At 38.5% G+C, this 22402-nt stretch carries 18 protein-coding genes and 1 pseudogene; 12 read left to right on the top strand and 7 right to left on the bottom strand.

Annotated elements, in window-relative coordinates:
• Positions 1–55 precede the first annotated feature (55 nt).
• From MKL36_RS09500 to MKL36_RS09490, 3 genes are read right to left on the bottom strand one after another with little or no spacing between them, the layout of a single operon-like run.
• Positions 56–976: an alpha/beta fold hydrolase gene (locus MKL36_RS09500; protein ID WP_021511029.1), complete on the bottom strand. Its 921-nt coding sequence runs from the start codon at positions 974–976 to the stop codon at positions 56–58.
• A gap of 8 nt (positions 977–984) precedes the next feature.
• Complete coding sequence (locus tag MKL36_RS09495; protein WP_021511028.1) at positions 985–1932, bottom strand: metal-dependent hydrolase; 948 nt, start codon at positions 1930–1932, stop codon at positions 985–987.
• A 22-nt stretch (positions 1933–1954) separates the two neighbouring features.
• Positions 1955–2995 (bottom strand): NAD-dependent epimerase/dehydratase family protein, encoded by a 1041-nt coding sequence (locus tag MKL36_RS09490; protein WP_021511027.1) that lies wholly within the window; start codon positions 2993–2995, stop codon positions 1955–1957.
• Between the two features lie 164 nt (positions 2996–3159).
• Between MKL36_RS09490 and MKL36_RS09485 the strand changes: the two genes are divergently transcribed.
• From MKL36_RS09485 to MKL36_RS09465, 5 genes and pseudogenes are all read left to right on the top strand, one after another.
• Positions 3160–4179: an AraC family transcriptional regulator gene (locus MKL36_RS09485; RefSeq protein ID WP_001069952.1), complete on the top strand. Its 1020-nt coding sequence runs from the start codon at positions 3160–3162 to the stop codon at positions 4177–4179.
• A gap of 262 nt (positions 4180–4441) precedes the next feature.
• Positions 4442–4564: pseudogene (locus MKL36_RS09480) on the top strand (NucA/NucB deoxyribonuclease domain-containing protein); the annotation flags it as partial.
• A gap of 54 nt (positions 4565–4618) precedes the next feature.
• Positions 4619–6022 carry a MoeA protein gene (locus MKL36_RS09475; RefSeq protein WP_021511026.1) on the top strand — a complete coding sequence of 468 codons (1404 nt, stop codon included), beginning with the start codon at positions 4619–4621 and terminating at the stop codon, positions 6020–6022.
• Positions 6023–6716: 694 nt separating this feature from the next.
• The gene (locus MKL36_RS09470; protein WP_021511024.1) at positions 6717–7280 is read left to right on the top strand and encodes a TetR/AcrR family transcriptional regulator; all 564 of its coding nucleotides are present in this window, start codon (positions 6717–6719) and stop codon (positions 7278–7280) included.
• Between the two features lie 163 nt (positions 7281–7443).
• Positions 7444–7683 (top strand): hypothetical protein, encoded by a 240-nt coding sequence (locus MKL36_RS09465; RefSeq protein ID WP_162281441.1) that lies wholly within the window; start codon positions 7444–7446, stop codon positions 7681–7683.
• Positions 7684–7717: 34 nt separating this feature from the next.
• On the opposite strand, the gene MKL36_RS09460 is transcribed toward MKL36_RS09465, so the two are convergent.
• Positions 7718–8404: a pirin family protein gene (locus MKL36_RS09460; protein WP_000995333.1), complete on the bottom strand. Its 687-nt coding sequence runs from the start codon at positions 8402–8404 to the stop codon at positions 7718–7720.
• Positions 8405–8649: 245 nt separating this feature from the next.
• Positions 8650–9618, bottom strand: coding sequence for a threo-3-hydroxy-L-aspartate ammonia-lyase (locus tag MKL36_RS09455; RefSeq protein WP_021511022.1), 969 nt, complete (start codon positions 9616–9618; stop codon positions 8650–8652).
• 252 nt (positions 9619–9870) lie between these two features.
• Here MKL36_RS09455 and MKL36_RS09450 point away from each other — a divergent pair, with 252 nt between their 5' ends.
• Positions 9871–10494: a helix-turn-helix transcriptional regulator gene (locus MKL36_RS09450; RefSeq protein WP_000528174.1), complete on the top strand. Its 624-nt coding sequence runs from the start codon at positions 9871–9873 to the stop codon at positions 10492–10494.
• Here MKL36_RS09450 and bauF read toward each other — a convergent pair.
• Positions 10491–11351, bottom strand: a complete 861-nt coding sequence (bauF, locus tag MKL36_RS09445) for an acinetobactin utilization protein BauF (RefSeq protein ID WP_021511021.1) — start codon at positions 11349–11351, stop codon at positions 10491–10493. The genes MKL36_RS09450 and bauF overlap by 4 nt on opposite strands.
• Before the next feature lie 393 nt (positions 11352–11744).
• Here bauF and basA point away from each other — a divergent pair, with 393 nt between their 5' ends.
• Entirely contained in the window at positions 11745–13592 is a 1848-nt protein-coding gene (basA, locus tag MKL36_RS09440; RefSeq protein WP_086374092.1) for an acinetobactin non-ribosomal peptide synthetase subunit BasA, read from the top strand.
• 70 nt (positions 13593–13662) lie between these two features.
• Here basA and basB read toward each other — a convergent pair whose 3' ends face one another.
• Positions 13663–15693 (bottom strand): acinetobactin non-ribosomal peptide synthetase subunit BasB, encoded by a 2031-nt coding sequence (gene basB / locus MKL36_RS09435; RefSeq protein WP_086374091.1) that lies wholly within the window; start codon positions 15691–15693, stop codon positions 13663–13665.
• A gap of 631 nt (positions 15694–16324) precedes the next feature.
• Here basB and bauD point away from each other — a divergent pair.
• From bauD to MKL36_RS09410, 5 genes are all read left to right on the top strand, one after another.
• Positions 16325–17266 carry a ferric acinetobactin ABC transporter permease subunit BauD gene (bauD, locus tag MKL36_RS09430; RefSeq protein ID WP_001159458.1) on the top strand — a complete coding sequence of 314 codons (942 nt, stop codon included), beginning with the start codon at positions 16325–16327 and terminating at the stop codon, positions 17264–17266.
• Entirely contained in the window at positions 17266–18213 is a 948-nt protein-coding gene (gene bauC, locus MKL36_RS09425; protein WP_021511018.1) for a ferric acinetobactin ABC transporter permease subunit BauC, read from the top strand. Before bauD ends, bauC begins: the two co-directional genes overlap by 1 nt.
• Entirely contained in the window at positions 18210–18980 is a 771-nt protein-coding gene (bauE, locus tag MKL36_RS09420) for a ferric acinetobactin ABC transporter ATP-binding protein BauE (RefSeq protein ID WP_000582115.1), read from the top strand. The genes bauC and bauE overlap by 4 nt, the downstream gene beginning before the upstream one ends.
• 6 nt (positions 18981–18986) lie before the next feature.
• The gene (bauB, locus tag MKL36_RS09415) at positions 18987–19955 is read left to right on the top strand and encodes a siderophore-binding periplasmic lipoprotein BauB (protein ID WP_001104135.1); all 969 of its coding nucleotides are present in this window, start codon (positions 18987–18989) and stop codon (positions 19953–19955) included.
• 85 nt (positions 19956–20040) lie between these two features.
• Positions 20041–22368: a TonB-dependent receptor gene (locus MKL36_RS09410; protein WP_021511017.1), complete on the top strand. Its 2328-nt coding sequence runs from the start codon at positions 20041–20043 to the stop codon at positions 22366–22368.
• Positions 22369–22402 lie beyond the last annotated feature (34 nt).

Below are 22402 nucleotides of genomic sequence, written 5' to 3'. Positions count from 1 at the left end.
AGAAAAATCCTGAAATAAAGTATAAATGACTTGGCTGATAGAGTTGCGTACAGCCTTAAGTGGAGCGATCAGTCTTCTGAAAATGTTGAATTAAGTACTGAGTGATAATGTTGGGTTGTTCAGCTTGTAAAAAATGACCGCAGCCGGGAACGTAGACACTCTCAATTCCTTGCGGGAAATAAGATGTCTGGGCTAAAGCTTGATGTAGCCGTATATTCATACAACCATCGTCCAAACCAGCTAAAGCCAGTGTGGGTGTGGTGACTGGGCTTAATAAATGCCGATTTGCTCTGAGATTGTCCGAATTTAAAACTGCAAATAAGTTGTGGTAATAGCGGGTAGCTGCCCAAGCAATATCGGGATTTTGAAAAGCCGCGCGGGTAGGTGAAAAATCTGACTCAGTAAAATTCCAAGTAGGTGACCATTTACGCCAGATTTTTTCTACAAAACCTGCGTTATTACGAGATAGCACCTGTTCAGCAAATCTTGATTGCATGAGCAACATATAAGAAGACATGTAGAGCTGACGCGGGAAATTAGGTATGGCTTTAACAATATCCTTAAGATTTGGAATAGGAGGAACGGCCAACAAACTCATGCTATGCAAAGCTTCGGATTGCCCACTTGCAAAGCTCATTGCAATTGCAGCTCCCCAGTCATGTCCTACGAGGTGAGCTTTATTTTTTAAGCGTCCTTTCGCTTTTAAAAGTTCTAACCAAGCTGCTAAATCTGCAAGAGCAGAGGCGAGACCGTAATGTGCCTGCCGATTTACAGAATCTTGGGTGTAACCACGCAGCCAAGGGACAAAAACTTGATAGCCCGCTTTTACAAGTAAAGGGTATACGTGGTCCCAACTATGCGGTGTGTCGGGAAAACCATGTATAAGTATCACCAAAGAGGCATCAGCTTCACCATATAGAGTCCCATGCAAAGTGAGTCCATCACGGTTTAACGTTAATTGCTCGACCTGAATCATGGCACTGCTCAGCTTTTCATTTTTGAAGAAAGCGCTTTGGCATAAGCCTCTACGGCTAATTGAGCTGCTGGGGACTGAGCTAAATAAGCTAAAGCTTTTTCGACATCACCATCATGTTCAGGGTGATAGCTCAATTTGCTCCATCCTTTTAAAGCAGTCAAAATCATGCCGAGATCAGGTAAACTTTTCTTTTTCTTTGCAGTTTTTTGAAATAACCAAACTAAAGCCAATGGATTTTTTTTAGCAATTTTTTGGGCTTCTTTGGTTCCATCGAGATGACAAAGATAGACCGTTGAACCGAGCCAGAACCCAACCATTGCAGCAAAAGCAAACCCCATGCTGAGCTGTCTGCCTAAATAGCCTTTAACGCCGTCTCCAGCTAAAGCTCGATAAGCATCATAGCCAACAGTACGATGCTCAACTTCTTCGGCACCGTGCCAGCGTACAATATCTAGCATAGCTGGATCTGCACCTTCTAGGCCTTCTGCATCTAAAGCCCATGTACCAAAGAAACAAAAATAGTGTTCAAGCCCTGCAATAATGCCCATACGAAAGGCGAGCCACTGTTTTGGATAGCGCTTAAAAGGGCCATAAATTCCAAAAGGAGTATCGCCCATAAAGCCATCTTTAAAGAACCAGTTTAAAAAATCTTTAAAAGGTGTTGGATCTATGCCATGGGTCTGAAAATAAATCTCTGCACCTTTATGTGCATTGGCGTGGGCCGCTTCTTGGGCAATAAAACCACGGATATCTGCTTTCAGGTTTTTATCTTCAACATAGGGCAACGTTTTGTTTGCAAGGCGACAAAACCAGTGCTCAACAGCAGGTAAAAGAACGTGCATGCTGTTCAGTACATGTGTCGTTAACACATCATTTGGAACCCAATGCCGAGGTGTTTGAGAAAAATCAAACTGTACTTTCCGTGCAACAATATGATGATCAATAAATGTGCTCATAGTAGAATCCTGCCTACTTAAATCAGATCGAAATTGACTCAATTTTTTTGATCAAGCTACGAGATTTGACGTAACCATTGGCTGCAAACCACTGCAATGCATCACGTACTGCAATTTCAATGGGTGTTTGAGGAAGTCCAAGCTCTTGAATGGCTTTTGTACAATTAAATGAGGTGCCGAGCTGACCGATTTTGGCTGCTGAAGGGGTCACAAGAGGAGCTTTATGAGTAATATGCTCTGTTACCCACAAAGCTGCATGGCCTGCAAGTTGAGATGAGACGCCTTCAACTACACTTGGAATAGTCATTACTGGGCGCCAGATGCCCAAGAGCTGATGAACTGTTTTTGCCATCGCTACGCCGTCAAGATCTTGATTACCTAAAATATAGGTCTCGCCACTTTTACCTTTTTGCGCGGCCAAGACATGGCCTTTTGCTACATCGCGTACATCAACCATGTTGTTAATTGCACCCGGTACAGCAAGGGCAGGCATGGTAGCGATGGTGAGTAAAAGTTTTCCTGTCGGGGTTGGGGCAATATCTTGAGGGCCAATTGGACCTGTCGGGCAGACAATCACAATATCTAAGCCGCCCGCGGCAAACTGTAAGGCAACCTGATGTGCTTCAAATTTTGTTAAAACGTATGCATCTCCAGTCGCGCCTAAAGCAAATGGACTTGTTTCGGTGGCCTGAATGCCTTTTGGTTGACCTGCAAAACATGCGCCTGTACTGGTGTAAACAACACGTTTAACACCAGCTTTTTTTGCAGCATTGAGTACGGTTCGTGTTCCTTCAACATTGACTTTACGCATAAGCTCAGGCTTTGGAAGCCATAAGGCATAAATTGCGGCAGTATGGAAAACCAAATCACAACCAGATACTGCTTCATCCATTTTTGCTGGGTCGGTAATGTCGCCCGCAATTAACTCAACATCTAACCCTTCTAAATTGGTTAATTTTTCTTGAGGTAAATGCAGTACACGTACTTCATAATTCTCATTGAGTAAAGTACGTACAATGTGGGAACCAATAAAACCAGCACCACCAGTAACCAGAGCTTTCATATTTCACCAATCTTTATTAGATTTTTATCCTGTACAAAGTGGATAAAAATGCGGCAACTTAGTAAGAGGTACTATGCCGAATCTGAAATATGTGTCATAGTTCTTGAAATGACAGTTTTGACCATTTCACGACATTTTATTGAGAAAAATAAAGAGAGCATATTGTGAATCCGTCTTTACCTGGAACCTATGTCAGCCTTATGGCGGATGTCGTCCAAAAGCTAAATGTATCTCCTGAAGAACTCTTAGAAGGAAGTGGAGTTTCTGTTGAGCAACTGTTGGAACCCTTTTGGTATTTAGATTTCAATATTTTTAATAATCTTCTAAATAGAGCAGTCGAACTGACCAATGAGCCTGCATTAGGTATTTATCTTGGCTTGCAAATGACCGTGTCTTGTCATGGTTCGGTTGGTCTTGCTGCAATGGTTTCACAAAATTTGGGTGAAGCTTTAAATGTCATGGAACAGTTCATTGGACTACGTTGTCCAGCGTTAAAACCACGTCTTGAAATAGAAAATGATTTAGCTTTTTTATATTTAGATCAACCCATGACAAACTTTAAAATGGGTATTGTAGGGATGACATTTTTGATGGTGGGCTTTGCTCAAATGTCGAATGCCATTACCGGACAAAAATTAGAAATAAAAGCCGAATTAAATTACCCTGAACCTGCTTTCTTGGAACAAGTTCAAGAATTATTGCCATGCGAGATTCAATTTAATCAGCCATTCAACCGTTTGGTTTTTTCGGAAAATTTTTTGGCACTACCATTAATTATGGCTGACCCATTGGCGGCACGTTTAGCTCGTGAACAGTGTAAGCATGATTTAAACAAGTTAGCTGCTAAACGTGGAGAAAAACACCCACTTACGGCTTTAGTGCGTGAGTTACTTTTTGATGAAGTAGAAGGCTTCTTTAAAATGAAAGATGTTGCCGAAAAATTGCATTTAACTGAAAGAACGTTGCAACGTCAGTTAGCAAAAGAAGGGGTTACTTTTCAAATTTTGTTAGATCAGGTCCGAGAGCGTCATGCAAAAAAATTATTAAATCATCATGAATATAGTATTTCTTATATTTCAGAAAAATTGGGCTATTCAGAGGTCACTCATTTTACTCGAGCATTTAAACGTTGGACCAATCAGACTCCGAAACAATATCGAAATTTGAGAGAAGAACAAGAATAAAATTTTAATGAAGATATTCGTAATTTGGAAAATAACCAAGCTTCTAAACTCAGGAATCTGTAACCTCTAAAATTTCGCTGATTCTTAAATTAAAGTGCGAAGATAGGTCTTGATGCAAAGCCACACTAAAACTAGTAGAAATATTTTTGTAGCAAGGCTTCTATTACTCATGTCTTTTATTTTGATAAATAATTATCAACAGATTATTGGTGTGGTTGATAGTGGATATGCCTACCAAGATTTAAAGTCATAATGCTTCTTTACTGGAGACTCAGTGAAAAAAATTGATGTATCCGACAATCGTAGAGCAGGTAGCCGCTTAGGGTCTTTCTTTAATACCGAACGCGTTTTAGATAGTGATAAGTTCTTTATTAATGTTGATTAATAATTAAAATTAATGAAGTACCTCCTATTTGAGGTACTTCTAGGATCTATATTTATGCAAAAAAAACTTCCAATACCAGATAACTTACCAAATCATTTAACGGACATTTTTTATCATATCAATATAAATTTGCCTAAAGGTGATCTAAAAGAAACTGTAGAGCTGGATAAAGCAATAAATCAAGTTAACGCAAGTGATGTATATGCTTTACAGGATTATCCTCTGCATAATTTATCTGAATATGCGGGTTGGGCTATTAATTCAGAAACAACTCAAACTGCGAGTATAGAAAGCCCTTTATTCATTGCCAATTGGTACTACTGGGGGCAACAGCTTTATAGATCTATTAATCCGTATAAATTAGACCTAAAAACTCCAAGTTTGTTAGAAATTCCTGCTTATACAAAATTACCAGAGTCTTTAGATTCGGTCATTCCTGAACAAGATGAAAGACTTGATCTTTCTGATACCGATGCCAAAAAGATTATTGGCCCTATCTCTGCCATGCATGGTGTTATTCCTAAGGGCAGCATATTTAAACAAGGCGATGTGATTCTAAAAAAAGATGAGAGGTTAACTCCTGAAAAACTAATTATCTTAAGACGGGCAGGGATCAAAGAATTAACTATTTATAAAAAACCAAAAATTCTTATTGTAAGTATGCATTCTTTTGATAAAGAAGAAATGAGTGAGGAAAGTCTGTATGTTAAAGATGTTTTGAAAACATGGGGCTATGAGCAGGTAGAAATCAAATCACTTAAACCTGAACGTTACGATGCTGCATTTAATAGCCTTAAAAAAGATAATAATTCGGCTTTAGATGAATCATTAACGACAGGCAGGAACGATTATATAAAGTTCTTTGAAGAACAGACTATGAATTTTGATGTCATTCTTTGTTGTACATATCAAAATAGTCGTTCCGCTTTATTTCAGCTTGAGAAACTTCCGATCTTTGATCAAAGTAGTATATCAGCGGCTTTGAATACTCGTTGTATGCCTGGTAATGAAATTAAAATTCTCAAGGGTAAAGATAGAACGCCACCTAGTCGTGAGACAGTTCAGATTTATGATGAGAACGGTAAACACAAAGGTATGCGTGTAGTCGTTACAGAAGACAAAGCGACTATTATTAACTTACCGGGTGATATCCAAGATATTGCGATTCTGATGCATGCTTTTGTGAAATATATTTTAAATAAACACATCTCAGACTTTTTTGATCATGCTTATTTCAAAGGTAAAACGGACATAGAGATTGTTCCTGATGTAACAAATAGAAAATTGTTATGGGGTCATTACAAGGCTCACGAAAGTGGGGAATATATATTAGAAATTATTGAACAGCAGCCATATCAAATAGAGCCACCTCTTAGTGCAAATTGTATTGTAATGGTTCCGTTTCAAGAAAAAGTAATTGCCAAAGGCAATGATTTATATTTTATGAAAATAGATTGAATCTATTTTCTATGTATAACTTAATTGGGCGATGTAACCTTTAAACTTTTTTAATGGTTACACCTCCAAAACTTTATCCTATAAAACTATTACCCTAACCCCACCTTTATAAACCCCTCTTAAACAATAACTTACTCATTATTTAGCCTTACTTTTTTAATGATCTAAATTAAAGCAAATGTCATTTTGTGTGCTTGACTGCAATAAATGTGAAGCTTATCCTTTGCCTGCTGGCCACATTGCCAGTCGGTTTTGACGAACCGTTTCACACGAGTATCAGAATTATTCCTTCTGAGGGATAGTTTTGGGCAGCTCTTCGTCTCCCTCTCGTAGCGGTAGGACGGAAGGGGGACACCTTCGGGTGTGCTGGCCTCGTGTGACCAGTTCGTCAACCCTCTTTCGTTCTGCCACCATAATTTTAATGCCTTGGCAGAACTCCCAATAAAAAGGAGTTGGCTTTGCACATCCATTATTTCTTGGCTCTCAATGCCAAAAGCTATAACGACACCACATAAACCTTAAAGCAGTTTGAGGGCCATTAGGCCTTTCAGGCTTTAAATCGTCACAACAAAAAACTTAGCAACAATAAAACTTGAGATGTGCCAAGCACAGTCTTTATAGGCTTTGCTGTGCCTTTTTTTCTCCCAAAAAAGTATCTCATTTACAAACAACAAGAATTTATAACGGTAAAACTATGCCAAATTTAATTCTCCCAACGCGTGCCTTATACGTTGTAAATAAAGCGATTGATCTGTTTCATCACCGTGGATTTCACCTTATTGGCGTCGACAGAATAGTGAAAGAATCAGAGATTACAAAAGCGACTTTTTATAATTATTTTCACTCTAAAGAAAGGCTTATTGAAATCTGCCTGATGGTGCAAAAAGAAAAGCTCCAAGAACAAGTAGTCGCAATGGTTGAGTATGATTTAAGTACTTCCGCAATCGATAAACTCAAAAACCTTTACTTTCTACATACCGATCTAGAAGGGCCGTATTACTTATTATTTAAAGCCGTTTTTGAGATTAAAAATAGCTATCCCAACGCTTATCAATCCGCAGTGCGCTATAGAACATGGCTCAAAAATGAAATTTATAGCCAGCTTAGAATACTAAAATCTGATGTCTCTTTTACCGATGCCAAACTATTTTTATATATGGTGGAAGGCACAATCATTCAGCTTTTAAGCTCTGGTGGGGTAAACGAGCGGGAGAGTGTGTTTGAGTGTTTTTTACGAGGGCTAACTACATGCAAATGAAAATTTTAGGGTTGCGCCAGTAGCGGCTAAATAGGAGTTATAAAAAAGGGGGCTGCATGCTGTATTTATCAAAAAATAACTTGTTTATTCAGCATGGCTCCTTTAAATAATGAAAAGAGAAAAACAACAATGATCTCTATAGCTGTATGAAGGAGGGCGTTATTTGAAGTTATTTATTGTGATATTTATTGCCATTTTTTCGAGTATTGGAATCATTTGCTTAATCGCATTACTCAGAAATTCAAAAAATTATTCACCATCGGGTGAGCATGATTATTCAGCTTCAACACATTCACCACACCATCATATTTACGATAACAGTCACCATAGTTCTCATTCATCAAATGATTGCTCATCATTTTCCGACTCAGGCGCATGTGATGGAGGCGGTAGCAGTGACTAAAAAGCCCTTTCATATAAAAGGGCTTTTAAGCAGTTTAAGGTAAATCAAACCAGATAAATTGGCTGTCTTCATTTGCATGAATCACGGCATTATCTTCAAAGACCAGAGCATCACCCGCTTTCACTTCGTACTCACCAATACGCACTTCACCTGAAATTACATGAACGTAATTAACTCGTTTTGAAGTCTCAACTGGCAGTTCACGACCTTTTTCAAGTACAGCAGATTTTACCTCTGCATCTTGGCGAATATGCATTGGTGCATTTGCATCAGGCCCTGCAATCAAATGCCATTCGTTAGGTTGATTACGTGGGTCCAAACTAATTTGCTGATAATTTGGCTCGGCTTCTTTTACATCGGGAATAATCCAGATTTGTAATAAGTGCACTGGCGTATCGGTGTTATTGATCTCACTATGAGCAACACCTGTACCAGCACTCATAAGTTGCCATTCACCTGCTTTAATCTGGCCTTCATTTCCCATGGTGTCACGGTGTGAAATTGCACCATCAAGCACACAGGTTAAAATTTCCATATTATCATGCGAGTGAGTGCCGAAACCGTTGTGGGCATCGATTCGGTCATCATTAATGACTCGAAGTGCACTTACCCCCATATATTTAGGGTTATACCAGCTACCAAACGAAAAGCTATGATAAGACTCTAACCAGCCTGCTTTAACATGACCACGATCTTCACTACGATGCAAATAAGCATTCATGACTCGATCTCCTCAATTATTATTTATCTCTTGAGGAATATGTTAAACCTGTGGGGTAAAGCTAAAAATAGAGTAGATGCAACATATTGTTGCATTTTTAAGATGATTAAGATTTTTATAAATATTCGTTTTAAATTTTAGATATAAAAAAAGCCTGTATAAAGCAGGCTTTTTAAAAAGACATTTACATATAAATGCCTACCTATAAGGCTTTAAAGGAAATTATAGATAGACATTGAGTTTGATTAAGCAGATAAAAACTCCGCGTATTTAGAAATATCGACATTGCCACCACTAATAATAATGCCGATACGTTTGCCTTTTAACTCATATTTTAAATTACGGGCAGCCGCAAATCCGAGACATCCAGTCGGTTCGACCACCATCTTCATTCTTTCAGCAAAAAACTTCATAGCGTTAATGAGTTCTTCGTCTGTGACCGTCAAAATATCATCAACTTTCTGTTGAATAATAGGAAAGGTCAATTTGCCCAAATATTGAGTTTGCGCGCCATCGGCAATGGTTGGTGGGGTATCAATATGAACAATTTCGCCTTTTCTAAAAGACATTTGTCCATCATTTCCTAGCGCAGGTTCAACGCCATATATTTTACAGTTCGGAGAAAGCTGTCGAGCAGACAGGGCAGAACCTGCCAGCAAACCGCCACCACCTAAACATACAAACAGGTAATCTAAATCACCGACTTCTTCAAATAACTCTTTAGCAGCCGTACCTTGACCTGCAATCACATGCGGATGGTCATAAGACGGAATTAATGTCAGACCATTTTTTTCGGCAATCTCTTTTCCAATTTTTTCCCGATCTTCCGTATAACGGTCAAATTCAACAATATTACCGCCGTATTCTCGCGTTGCTGCCATTTTTGCAGCAGGTGCATCTTTAGGCATGATAATGGTTGCTGGAATACCAAGAATTTTTGATGAAAGCGCAATGGCTTGTGCATGATTTCCCGAAGAAAAAACAACTACGCCTGCTTTCTTTTGAGTCTCATTAAATTGCAAAAGTGCATTCATGGCACCACGAAATTTGAAAGCGCCTACACGCTGAAAATTCTCACATTTAAAGAACACTTCTGCTTCAAATTCATTGTTCACCGTACGTGAAGTTAAAACAGGAGTTTTATTTATAAAATCTTTTATACGTTCAGCAGCGGCTGCGACATCTTCATAATTTGGAAGGGTTAAATTGTTCATAATTAAACCTGATTCTATTCAATGTTTTCGGATGCAAGATTTCGTATTGCCAAGGAAAGCACAATCTATTGACCTTGTTTAGATAAAATATATATATTTAGATAAAATGTCTAATTTATTTTTTAATTTGATAACAATGAGATATAAGATTTTGATTTACATTAAGTTTAAAATTAGATAAAAAGTCTAAATTACTGTTTGTGTACTTCCCTCTAGGGTTTGAAACAGTATTAAGTCATTAGGAGAAATACATTGGGCAATCGTGATAAACATTTACTCACTCAACTTGATACCATCGCGAAAGGGTTAAGTGAAACACTAGCGCCTTTTTGTGAAGTGGTTGTCCATGACTTAACCAATCCTGAGCATGCCATACTTTCAATACACAATAATTTGTCTGGCCGAAAAGTTGGAGATCCGGCAACTGAGTTGGGGCTGGCAAGAATCATGTCTCCGGAGTTTCCAAACCTTATTACAAACTATGCTAACCAGTTTGCAGATGGCCGCCCTGCAAAAAGCACCTCGATCGGTATTAAAGATGAAGAGGGCCAGTACGTAGCTGCTTTATGTATGAATATTGATTTAACCTTATTTAGAGGGATGCAAAGTGCTTTAGAGCATTTCACTAAAATTGAAACTGACAGCATTATTGAAAATTTGGAACCAAATGGCACGGAAGCAATTCGAAAATATATCGATCAGTTTGCTTCAAAACATGCCACTACACCGCGTATGTTAAAACTCAATGAGAGAAAGCAATTAATACAAGAACTCAAGAATAATGGCTTACTAGAAATTAAAAAGGCGGTGGAAACGGTTGCCCAACATTTAGGTATATCCAGAGCCAGTGCCTATTTGTATGTAAAAGAAACTTAATTTGCCAAATCGAGGTCATCATATTCGTTCAAGGTCTTACCTTGCTGAATATGTTCCTGATAATGTTGAGCACGCAGTTTGTCTAACTCTGAACTTGATATGCCATCTCTCCAATAGCCAGCAATACGCACGTCATTTTTATTTAACTGTTGGTCTTCTAGAAAAAATTGACGTAAGGCTCTTGCTTCGTTGCGTTCGCAAGCTGCCCAAATCGTAATATTTTCATAATTTTCTAGTGCAAATGCTGCCTTTAAAAGAAGGCCTTTCTGTGACGTGTGATGTTCTTTATGGAACGAATGAATTTTGACATGCTCAAGTTCGGGTAATTGGCTAGCAATGTCTTTTTCAAAACTTTCAATGAAAATATCCGCACTTATGCCGAGTTCCCATTGCTTGAGTATTGAATATAACGCGGGTACAGCCGTATCGTCGGCAAACATGACCACATGCTTTTTGGCTGTGAAATTGGGAATGAAATGGGGGCGTGGGCCAATAAGCCCGATTTTTGTACCCACTTGAGCCGAATTAAGCCATTCCATTGCTGGGCTTAAATCTTCATGTTTAACAAAATCAATTTCGATTTGAGCATTTACAGGGTTAAATGAACGGACCGTATAGACGCGTGAAATGGGTTGTCCCTCTGGCGGATTGCTCACAATTAACCGAATTGCCAAATTGGGAGCTTGCCAAAGCTCTGGTTGTAATGTATTGATTTTTCCTTGAATTCTTACAATAGAAGGATACGGCGTCTGGATCGAGACAATAGTCATCTCAAGTTGTTCCATATCTTGTAAATGGTCTTTTTCTTTTAGTAAGTCGCCATATTCTTGTTTCGATTTTTCTGCAATTTTTGTCATATATATAACCCAAGCTTAATGATTACTATAGAGCGCGATAATTGATATAGATGTAATCTCTCTATGAGCTACGATAACGAAGTTAGCTCTTAATGTAAATAATAATCATTATTAATTGTGTGTTTTAGACCATAGAAATAGTTCTCTAAGCAATTAAATCGAATAGCAAAAATTATTTTATTATTTTGATATTTATCATTTTTTATTAATGGCTTTTAAAAGAAAGAAATTGATATTTCTCTTAATAGTAATTGTAAATGATTATCATTTATATTATTGTGCTGGGGTATCTATTATTCAAACAAACAGCGATGAAAACGACATTTTTATAACTTTGTTTTGAATATTAGGTTGGGTGGTATTGCATAAAGAATAGGGTGAGGACCAAGATAAATGCTAAAAGATTTGAGTCAAAATTTAGGGCAAATGAATGATAAAAATAACAATATAGAAAATTTCTTAAAGCGAATTTATGAAAATATTTTTGATCAAAATTCCAATCGAACAGCACTCATTTTTGAAGGTCGTAGCATTAGTTATGCTGAGGTAGGGACTCAAGTCGCCAAAGTCATGTATGCGCTAAAAATGCAAGACTTGGCAACAGGGTCCGTGGTGGCAATTTGCCTGAGAAAAAGTCCTGAGCATATTTATACAGCTTTGGCATGTGCGCTCACTGGCATCATTTGGCTACCTGTAGATATGGATTCTCCGCCGTCGCGACTGAACTATTTATTGACGAATAGTCGGGCAGATGTTGTGGTGAGTGACTCATCCATTGCAGGTGTGCAAAACCTAAATATTAAAGAAATTTTATCGGCCACAACTGAGTATGAACCGAGCTTAAATGCCGAAATTAACCGACGTCCGGCTTATTATTTATATACTTCGGGAAGTACAGGAACTCCGAAATGTGTGGTCTTAAATAATCAAGCCACAGAAAACACGCTACAACAGACGATCTCGGAATGGAAAATTACTACTGACGATGTGATTATGGCGGTAACACCGTTTCACCATGATATGTCGGTATTTGACGTATTTGCTTCAATGGCAGTGGGTGCAACTTTGGTGGTTCCATCTTTTGAGCAAAGTAAAAATGCTGTTGTCTGGGCCGATTTAGTAGATAGTTACAAGGTTACGATTTGGAGCAGTGTTCCTGCCATTGTCGATATGTTGTTCAGTGTAGCTCAAAAAGAACAATTACAATCTTTGCGTTTAATTGCCCAAGGCGGCGACTATATCAAGCCCTCACTTATAACGAAGTTAAGACAACAATTACCTAACGCTCGTTTATTTTCATTAGGTGGGCCTACCGAGACCACAATTTGGAGTATATGGCATGAAATAAATGAGCAGGATCAGGAAATTATTCCGTATGGAAAAGCTTTAGAAAATAACCAGTATTTTATTTTGGATGAAAATCTGAAACCTTGCCAAATGGGCGAGGTCGGTACGATGTACATGACTGGCCTGAATTTATCTAATGGTTATTTACTTGATGGGGAAATTAATTATAAAGATTTCGTTGATATTCAAGTGAGCGAAAATGAAACTCAAACTGCTTTTCGCATGAGTGATCAAGGATATTTTAGGGAAGATGGAAATATTATTTTTGCGGGACGTGAGGAAGGTTATTTAAAGATAAAAGGTGTAAGAATCTCTGCGGCCGAGGTTGAAAATGCTTTGATGAAGAACCCGTATATCCATAACTGTGTAGTGATCAGTTGTGTACACCCAACAACTGAAACTCAAGAGTTAGTCGCTGTTTACACCCTAGAAAATAAATACAAAACTACTCGCCTAAATAGCCCCGAATTAAAGAACTTTTTAAAAGTGCATTTGCCGAGTTCACATATTCCTTCGAAATATTTGGCCGTCGAAACCATACCTCTCACTCGAAATGGAAAAATTGATCGTAAAGCTGTGCAAGAAATCGCTCAGGGGAAAATTTACGTAACTTCTGCGTTGTCTGCAAACTCTTCTAAAGCATCGTCAGCAGTAGCTGAGGTGGGGGATTCGGTTTTATCGGTTTTCCGTGAATGCATAGCTGACAGCCAAGCTGAAAAAATGGATATTTTTTATAGAAGTGAAATATTAGATATAGGAATTCGTTCGAAACAACTCATGAGTATTGCTCAGAAACTTTCTCAAAAGCTTAATACACAAATTGATTTTTATACGCTAGTTAGCTGCAAAACAATTCAGGATGTGGTGAATAAAGTAGAGCAGCAAATAAAATAGAAAAATTGAAATGTGCTTAAAAGCGAAGTTGAGATGTTTGCTTTTAAGCACATAGTTGGTTTTAGGGCAACTAGATTTGAGCTAAGGTTGCGTTAATTTTTTCACAGATACTTTGCACTGTTGCAGTCGGGAAGCGGTGGGCCTGATACGTAATAATCATGCTTAACTGATGCTGTCCATCAATCACATTTTCCATAATTTCAAAATGTAATCCGAACATCGATTCATCACGTTCGGGCAAAATCTGACGATAAGGAAGGTTTTGTCCCTGAGGTGTTTTAAGCGCGCCGTTTAAAGCATTATTTGAATGGATATGAATAAACACATCAAATAACAGTCCTTCATCTGCGCTCATCCCTAATGCATTTTGTATATGGTTGATTGGAATATCTGCATAGGCCATCGAGGTATTAATCATTGTACTGATATTGTGGAGCAACGATTGGAATGAATCTGAAGGGCTAAACTGTGTGCGATGCGCCACCATAGTCGTAAAGTAACCCACCGTATCAAAAAACTCAGGATCAGTTCGTCCAGAGGCAGAAGTACCAATCACAATATCTTTTAAATTACCTTGTTGCTGTAATGCATGGGCGATAGCAGTATAGAGAACCGTGAAAATAGAAGAGCTGTGTTGTCTCGAAAATGCGAGAAGCTTTTCATGCATTTCCGGTGCAAATTTAAATTCGAGCCATTGGACTTGTGGTTTTTCCTTTTCAGCATTTAATTCATGTTCCGAAACAGGAAGGCTTAGACCTTTGGTTGCCCCTGTTAGCAGGTTAGTCCAATAATTTAGATGGTTTTGGTTGATCCCTTGCTTTTGCTGGAGTAAAGAAAAATCAAGAATGGATTGGGCTGGTGCCTTCCAGTTTGGGGCTTGAGCATTTGAACGAGCAAGATAAGCATGCGCAAGGTCAGCCATAATGGTATTTAAAGACCATTCATCAATCACCATGTGGTGAACTAAAAACGATAGAGTTTGGCGACCTTTGGCATTTCGAATTAAACGAATTCTTAAGGGAAGTTCGCGAGTTAAATCAAATTTATATGAAGCTTCACTTGCAAGCGTTGCATCTTTACTTTCGGCACTGTTCCAAAACCATTTGAATTGTTGAAGTTCAGATGTAGGAACCACCTGTTGATAGGTTTGACCATTGGCGCTATTAAAAATTGTGCGTAAACCTGCATGGCGCTCAACAATATCTGTAAAGGCTTGAAAGAAAATATCTTCATTAATTTCTTCAAGGAATTCTACGGCAAATGGCAAGTTATAAATTGGGCTAAAATCGAACGCAGAATAAGCTTGCCACAGGAAATCTTGAGCTAAAGTAAGCGGGGCTTTATCGACACTTTGTAAGGTGGATTTTTCGGTTTTTGCAGATTTAACGAAAGCATATTGGGCTAAATCAGCAGCAGATGGGGATTTAAAGAAATCATTAAATTGAATCTCAATTCCATGTTTATTAAGTAGGTTTCCAATAATTCGTGTTGCTAATAGTGAATGGCCACCAAAATCAAAAAAGTCATCATGTTGGCTCATTTCTGGTTCAGCGAGCGTATTTCGGAACTCTTCTAAAATAATTTCTGAAACATAGGTTTGGTTAGGTTGTTCTGACGCTTTTGCGAAACTTGTATCTAGATGATGTGAGATATCAATTTCCGTCAGTACCAATGGCATATTATTTGGTGAATATTGTAGATATCTATTTTGTATAGCCTGAATGAAATCTGACTTTTGATAGCTTTCATCAAGAATAGGGTGGAGCGCTAAAATAAGAAAATAGTCTTGTTCAGTTTCTACGAGACTTGTAAAAAAAGGGGGATGAAATTCTGCATTCCATGATTGCGCTTTTAAGGTAGCTATCTGCTCAAATACTTGTTCTGTATTGCTCTTTTTTAATTCTAGGCAAGCTGTATGGTCATCAAAAGGATATTTGTATAAATCGCCTTCGTCACTAAATGTATAGCGGACATTTAAGTCAGGCGTAGTTTTAATAATGTCTTGAATTGCTTTAATCAGCAGTTGAATGTCTAAACCTTGATTAACTTTCCACAGATTAAAACGTCGATTAACTTGTTCAGGCTGCTGTAATTGCAACATCCAGATATGTTCTTCGTAATCAGTAACCGAAAGGAGAGAGGGCGATTTGGAAAATTGTTCCAACATAAATGAATCCTGGTTTATCAAATGGCTATTTTCATCAATTTTTATTTCGCAAATTTTTTACATTAGATTAAATTTAATATAATTCATAATGTTATAGATTTGCTTGTTTGCAAAAATTGACCTTTTTCTAATGAGTTGATGTCCACATGAACTGTACTGATGTAACAGTAGGGTTACATTTTACCTTTAAACATACTATAATTGATTCTCATTTACATCAAGATTATTATTTGCAAGTAGATAGTACCAATTGAGAATGACGAATTTTTAAAATAGAAAATAAATAATAAGTGATTGATTAATATTTATTTAATTCGAAATTGGTTGGGCAAAAATAATTTAAAGATGAAAAAAACGCTCCTCGGAATAGGGCGGTGATTTTGCCTATTCAAAAGGAACTGATTCTGTTGTCTCGATAAAATTGAGGAATTTTCATGAGAATATTCAATCATGAAAGGTTAATAAGCCCATCAAATGTTGAACAAATTTTCCCTCGCTTTGTTTTGATGGGACTAAATTTGCAATTTGCATCGGCTTTATTACGCTCAAGTGGGGCACGCCACTGATGCAATTCGGCTTATTCTGTATTTTTATCATTTTATGTATTTGCTCGTTATTGCTCGGGGCTGAGCAAATACAGTGGTCTACCTTATTTTCTTTTTCTCATGAGAGTTGGCTCACTCTTACAGCCAGCCGTATCCCTCGTTTAATTACTATTGTGCTCACCGGTATCGGGTTGGCGGTATGTGGCGTCATCTTGCAGCATATTGTGCGTAACAAGTTTGTTGAACCGGAAACTTCGGGTGGTTTAGATGCTGCCAAACTGGGAATTTTAGTGTCGTTAACTTTAGTTCCGGTAACCAGCACGCTGAGTAAAATGATATTTGCGATCATTTTTTGTTTTATTGCTAGCTTAATTTATATCGCAATTATTCGGCGGATCCGTTTTAGAAATACGGTTTTAGTACCGGTTATTGGCTTGATGTACGGCAGTGTACTGAGTGCCTTAGCTGAGTTTTATGCCTATCGCTTTAATATTTTACAAAGTATGCAAGGGTGGCTTTTAGGGGACTTTTCAAAAATTGTCCAAGGTCATTATGAAGTCATTTACATTATTTTTCCGATTGTTGTCCTGACTTATCTTTTTGCACACCGCTTTACCGTGATTGGTATGGGTGAAGAGATGGCTTCTAGCTTAGGACTCAGTTATGCGGCTATAGCCGCCATTGGTTTAATACTGGTTGCCATTACAGTTTCGACCACAGTAATTACGGTTGGTGCTATTCCTTTTGTCGGGCTCGTGGTCCCCAATTTAGTCGCACTGAAATACGGAGAGAACTTAGCTAAAACCTTGCCCATTGTGGCTTTAGGTGGGGCGTCTCTATTACTGGTTTGCGACATTCTTGGTCGCTCAATCATTTATCCATTTGAAGTGCCAATTGGACTTACCGCAGGTGGTGTGGGGGGAATTATTTTCCTCATCCTCATTTTGAGGGAGTTCAGATAATGCGTATTACAAAGCTATGGATGATTTATCTGATTGTCGTCTGTCTAGCAGTAGTTTTTTTATTTTTAAACTCAGGGTTAGATTTTGATTATGTCATTCCTAATCGACTTCTGCGTCTTGCCACGATTGTGATAGCCGGTATTTGTGTTGCTTTTTCCTCGATTGTTTTTCAAACGTTGGTGGGTAATCGTATTTTGACCCCTTCCATTATGGGCTATGAAGCGATTTATCTCTTATGGCAAGTTTTGTTGTTGTTCTTTTGGGGGACACATGGACTAAGCCAGTTAGGGGTAAATGGTAATTTCTTTATCTCTATCGTTTTAATGCTGCTTTATTCGTGGGTAATCCATAAGTGGTTATTGCCATATGGCAGAAATGATGTCTTTCTCCTGTTGCTTTTAGGCTTAGTCCTTACGATGGTCGTCGGGACGGTTACTCAATTTATTCAACTCAAAATTAATCCTGGTGAATTTTCTGTTTTCCAAGGCCTTAGCTATGCTTCTTTTAATCGCTCTCAACCAGAAACTTTATTGTATGCCAGCTTAGCCGTAGTCATTGTTCTATTCCTCGGTAGGAAAGCACTTCCTGTTTTGGATGTTCTGGTTTTAGGGCGTGAGCAAGCCATTTCATTAGGCATTCATCATCACCGCTATGTCAGTTTCTATTTAGCCCTGATCGCTATTTTGGTTGCGGTATCTACCAGTCTGATTGGCCCAACAGTATTTATGGGCGTATTTATTGCCAACATTACTTATGCACTAGCAAGAAGTTATAAGCATAAATTAACGCTGCCCATGGGTTGTGCCATCACGATTGCCATATTTATTGCTGCTCAAATTTTAGTTGAGCACGTTTTTAATTACAAAACGACCGTCAGCATTTTGGTCAATCTGGTATGTGGCATTTATTTCCTTGCGCTGACGGTTCGTACCCGAGGTGTTGCATGATTCATGTCAAGAATATCAATAAGTCATATGGAAATAAGCCAATACTGACTGACGTAAATGTTGAATTTCCTACAGGTCAGGTGACGTCACTCATTGGTCCAAATGGAGCCGGAAAATCGACTTTGCTCATGATGATGGCACGTTTAATTGAGCCAGATAAAGGCGAGATTTTTCTTAATCATCAAAATATTGCGGATATTAAAACCGCTGTTTACGCCAAGCATGTCGCGACTTTACGTCAAGCACCCGGCTTTAATTTGCGCTTAACCGTAGAAGAGCTGGTGTCATTTGGACGCTTTCCCTATAGCCGTGGTGTTTTAACCGAGCAAGATCATCAGGTGGTTGATGAAGCTATTGAGTTTCTTTCTTTAGAACCACTGCGCAAATCTTACATAGATGAAATTAGTGGTGGTCAAAGGCAAATGGCCTTTTTGGCGATGACGATCGCCCAGCAAACAGACGTACTTTTATTAGATGAACCCTTAAATAACCTTGATATGAAACATGCCGTTCAAATTATGCGTGCACTCAGACGCTTATGTGATGAACAAGGGCGCACTGTGATTTTAGTCATTCATGACATCAATTTTGCCACGAATTACTCTGACCATATTGTCGCGCTCAAGAACGGCAAGCTTCATTTCAGTGGGTTAACGGAACAAGTGATTACAGAGGCGCAATTAAATGATCTGTACGAGCTTGATTTTGAAATTACATACAGTGAGCGTGGCTGTATGTGTAATTACTTCAACTCATCTGGAGCTTGAATACATATGAACTGGAAGAAAAAGTATGGGGGAGTAGCCCTCATCATAGCGGCAGCTGTCACTCTACAAGCATGTGATCAAAAAGTTGCAGATACCACTCAAGCTTCTCAGAAGCTAGCAGAACCGATTACGGTAAAACATGCGCTTGGAACTACGGTGATAGATCATTTACCGCAACGCGTTGCCGTACTTGATATGAATGAAGCTGACTTTCTAGATCAACTCAATGTCCCGATTATGGGAATGCCAAAAGATTATGTTCCACACTTTTTGGAAAAATATAAAAAAGATGCACAAATTCAGGATTTGGGTGCAATTGTACAGCCCAATATGGAAAGGATATATGCATTAAAGCCAGACTTGATTTTGATGACGCCATTACACGTTAATCAGTATCAGGAACTGTCCAAAATTGCCCCGACCATTCATTACGATATCAACTTCAACAATAGCGAGAGTAATCATATTGGTCTGGTTAAAGACCATATGATGACCTTAGGAAAAATATTTAATAAAGAAGATTTAGCCCGCCAGAAAGTTTCTGAACTTGTTGAACAGGTGAAGCAAGTACAAGCCGTAACGGCCAATCGCCCAGAAAGAGCATTAGTCGTTCTTCATAACAATGGGGCATTTAGTAATTTTGGTATTCAGTCACGCTATGGCTTTATTTTTAGTGCTTTTGGGGTAAAGCCTGCAAGTGGTGTGGTGGATACAAGTCTACATGGGCAACCTATTTCGAGTGAATTCATCAAAAAAGCGGATCCCGATATTCTTTATATCGTGGACCGAACTGCTGTGATGGAACATCGCTCAAACATTAATGCTGCCAGTGTTGAAAATCCATTATTACGTCAAACCAAAGCATGGAAAAACGGTCGTGTCATTTTTGTCGATGCCGATGCGTGGTACACCACGGCTGCAAGCCCAACCTCACTCAAAATAGTGATGGAAGATGTGAAAAAAGGCTATCAATAAATTTTTGGGCACATCACTTAGTTAAATTTTACAGCATAAATTTTCACTATTTTGCTATGAATTTTAAGCAGATAGTTAATAAAAAATGAATCACAACATTAAAGGTCTTTCAATGAACAACGTTAGCGATAACCGTAATTTTAAAACTGGGAATGATCAAAGAATTAATCACCGTTCTTTTGTATTAAATGGTGTTGCATCTGCACAAATGGCCCTTCGATTAGGCTATGCATTAGGCACCGTATTTGTTCTATGTGCATCAAACACCTATGCTGCTGTTATTGATAATTCAACAAAAACTCTAGAACAACAACAGGCTGCTCAAACAAATGTAGCAGCTTTACCCGCAATTACCGTAAAAGCTGAACAAGATGATACTTATGCGGGAGGGCAGGTTTCGTCGAAAAGCTCAGTTGGCTTTTTAGGTAATAAAACCGCTATGGAAACCCCGTTTAATACCATTGCGTATACAGAAAAATATATTGCAGATCAGCAAGCGAAAGATATCACCGATGTGATTGCAAAAACGGATCCATCTATTTTTTCAACTGGCGCTTACGGCGTAATTGCAGAAAGTTATGCTATTCGTGGATTTAGATCAAGTTCTGTGGCTGCTGGCCGCGATACTTCTATGGGCGGATTATATGGTATTGCTCCTTTATATCGCGCCTCACCGGAAATGTTTGAACGTATTGACGTGTTAAAAGGCCCTTCAGCAATGTTAAACGGAATGCCTCCAGGTTCAACTTTAGGGGGAACAGTTAATTTGGTTCCGAAACGTGCAGGAGATGATCCCTTAACTCGTTTTACAACGACGTATATGTCGGATTCACAATTCGGAGGCCATCTGGATATTGGGCGCCGTTTTGGTGAAAACAAAGAGTTTGGTGTGCGGTTCAATAGCGTATATCGAGATGGTGAAGGACCGATTAAAGAGCAGGAAAAAACCACTCATCTATTTTCACTTGGTTTAGATTGGAGAGGCGACAATGCACGACTTTCAGCCGATTTATATACTAGCCGTGACCATGCTGACGGTATAAATCGTGGTTTAACCATTTTACCGGGTGTTAATTTACCCAAAGCGCCAAATCCCGATACTTTATTGAACCCAACGTGGACGGTCTATAACACGCGTGATACGGGAGGTATGATCCGAGGCGAGTATGACTTAAATGATAAGTGGATGGCGTATGCAACGGCAGGTATGAGTAAAACAGAATATAACACTTTAGGTGCTGCTAAAACTGAAATACAAAACGAAGCGGGAGATATAAAGTTTAATATTGCACATTTAGGTTTCAAATATGAACGTAAATCTGCTGAAGTGGGTTTACGTGGTAAATTTGATACAGGTGCTGTCAAACATGCTCTGGCATTCAATGCAACACATTACCGCGAAACGGATGACGAAGCTGGTATTAGACAGGGATTTCCTGAGGGAGATCGTGTAACTAATATTTATAATCCGAACTGGGGCAGTAAACCGAATCGCGTTCCTATTGCACCTATTTTTAGTAATAAAGAAAATTTAACAAGTGTTGGCTTAGCCGATACGATGTCGGTTCTTCAAGATCAAGTCCAATTAACCTTAGGACTGCGTTTTCAAAATATTGTCACCGAAAGTTTAAATGGGCAGGGCGTCCGAAATATTAACGGTCGTTATGATAAGAACGCTATTACACCTGCAGCTGCAATTTTGGTAAAAGCAAATGATCATGTTTCATTATATGCAAACTATATTGAAGGATTAAGCTCAGGGGGAACCGTACCTACAGGACAAAACTACGAAAATGAGGGGCAAATATTTTCTCCTTTTAAAACTAAACAGATGGAAACCGGAATTAAAATTGACAGCGGTAACTTCACCAATACGTTTAGTGTATTTCAGATCAAATCTAGAAATTCGTATGTAATTAAAAGTACCGATGAAAAAATCAAATCTATTTATGGTGCTGATGGAGAACAACGTAATCGCGGAGTTGAATGGGGCTTTTATGGTTCACCTGTTGACAATATTCGTGTAATGGGAGGATTAACTTATATTGATCCTAAAATTACAAAAACCAGAATTGCAAGCGAGTTAGGAAATGTTGTTGCCGGTGTTCCAAAAGTGCAAGCTAAGCTTGGTATTGAAGGTGATGTGTCGTATATCCCGGGCTTAACTTTGACTGCCAATGCGACAGCTGCGTCTAAACAATATATTTATAATGATAATTCAACCTCAGTGCCTGGACGTGAAGTGTACGGAATTGGCGCACGTTATAATACGAAAATAGCTCAATTTCCTGTCACTATTCGCGGGAATATTGATAACCTCACCAATAAGTCATATTGGTCAATGCCTCAATTTACAAATTTAATGCTTGGTGCACCACGTACTTATTTATTATCTGCCACAATTGATTTTTAATTTGATCTAAAAAGAACATATAAAAAAACTGCCA

The sequence above is a fragment of the Acinetobacter sp. AOR12_HL genome (assembly GCF_027855275.1).
Lineage (GTDB): Bacteria > Pseudomonadota > Gammaproteobacteria > Pseudomonadales > Moraxellaceae > Acinetobacter > Acinetobacter baumannii.
This window is presented reverse-complemented; position numbering and strand designations above follow the sequence as displayed.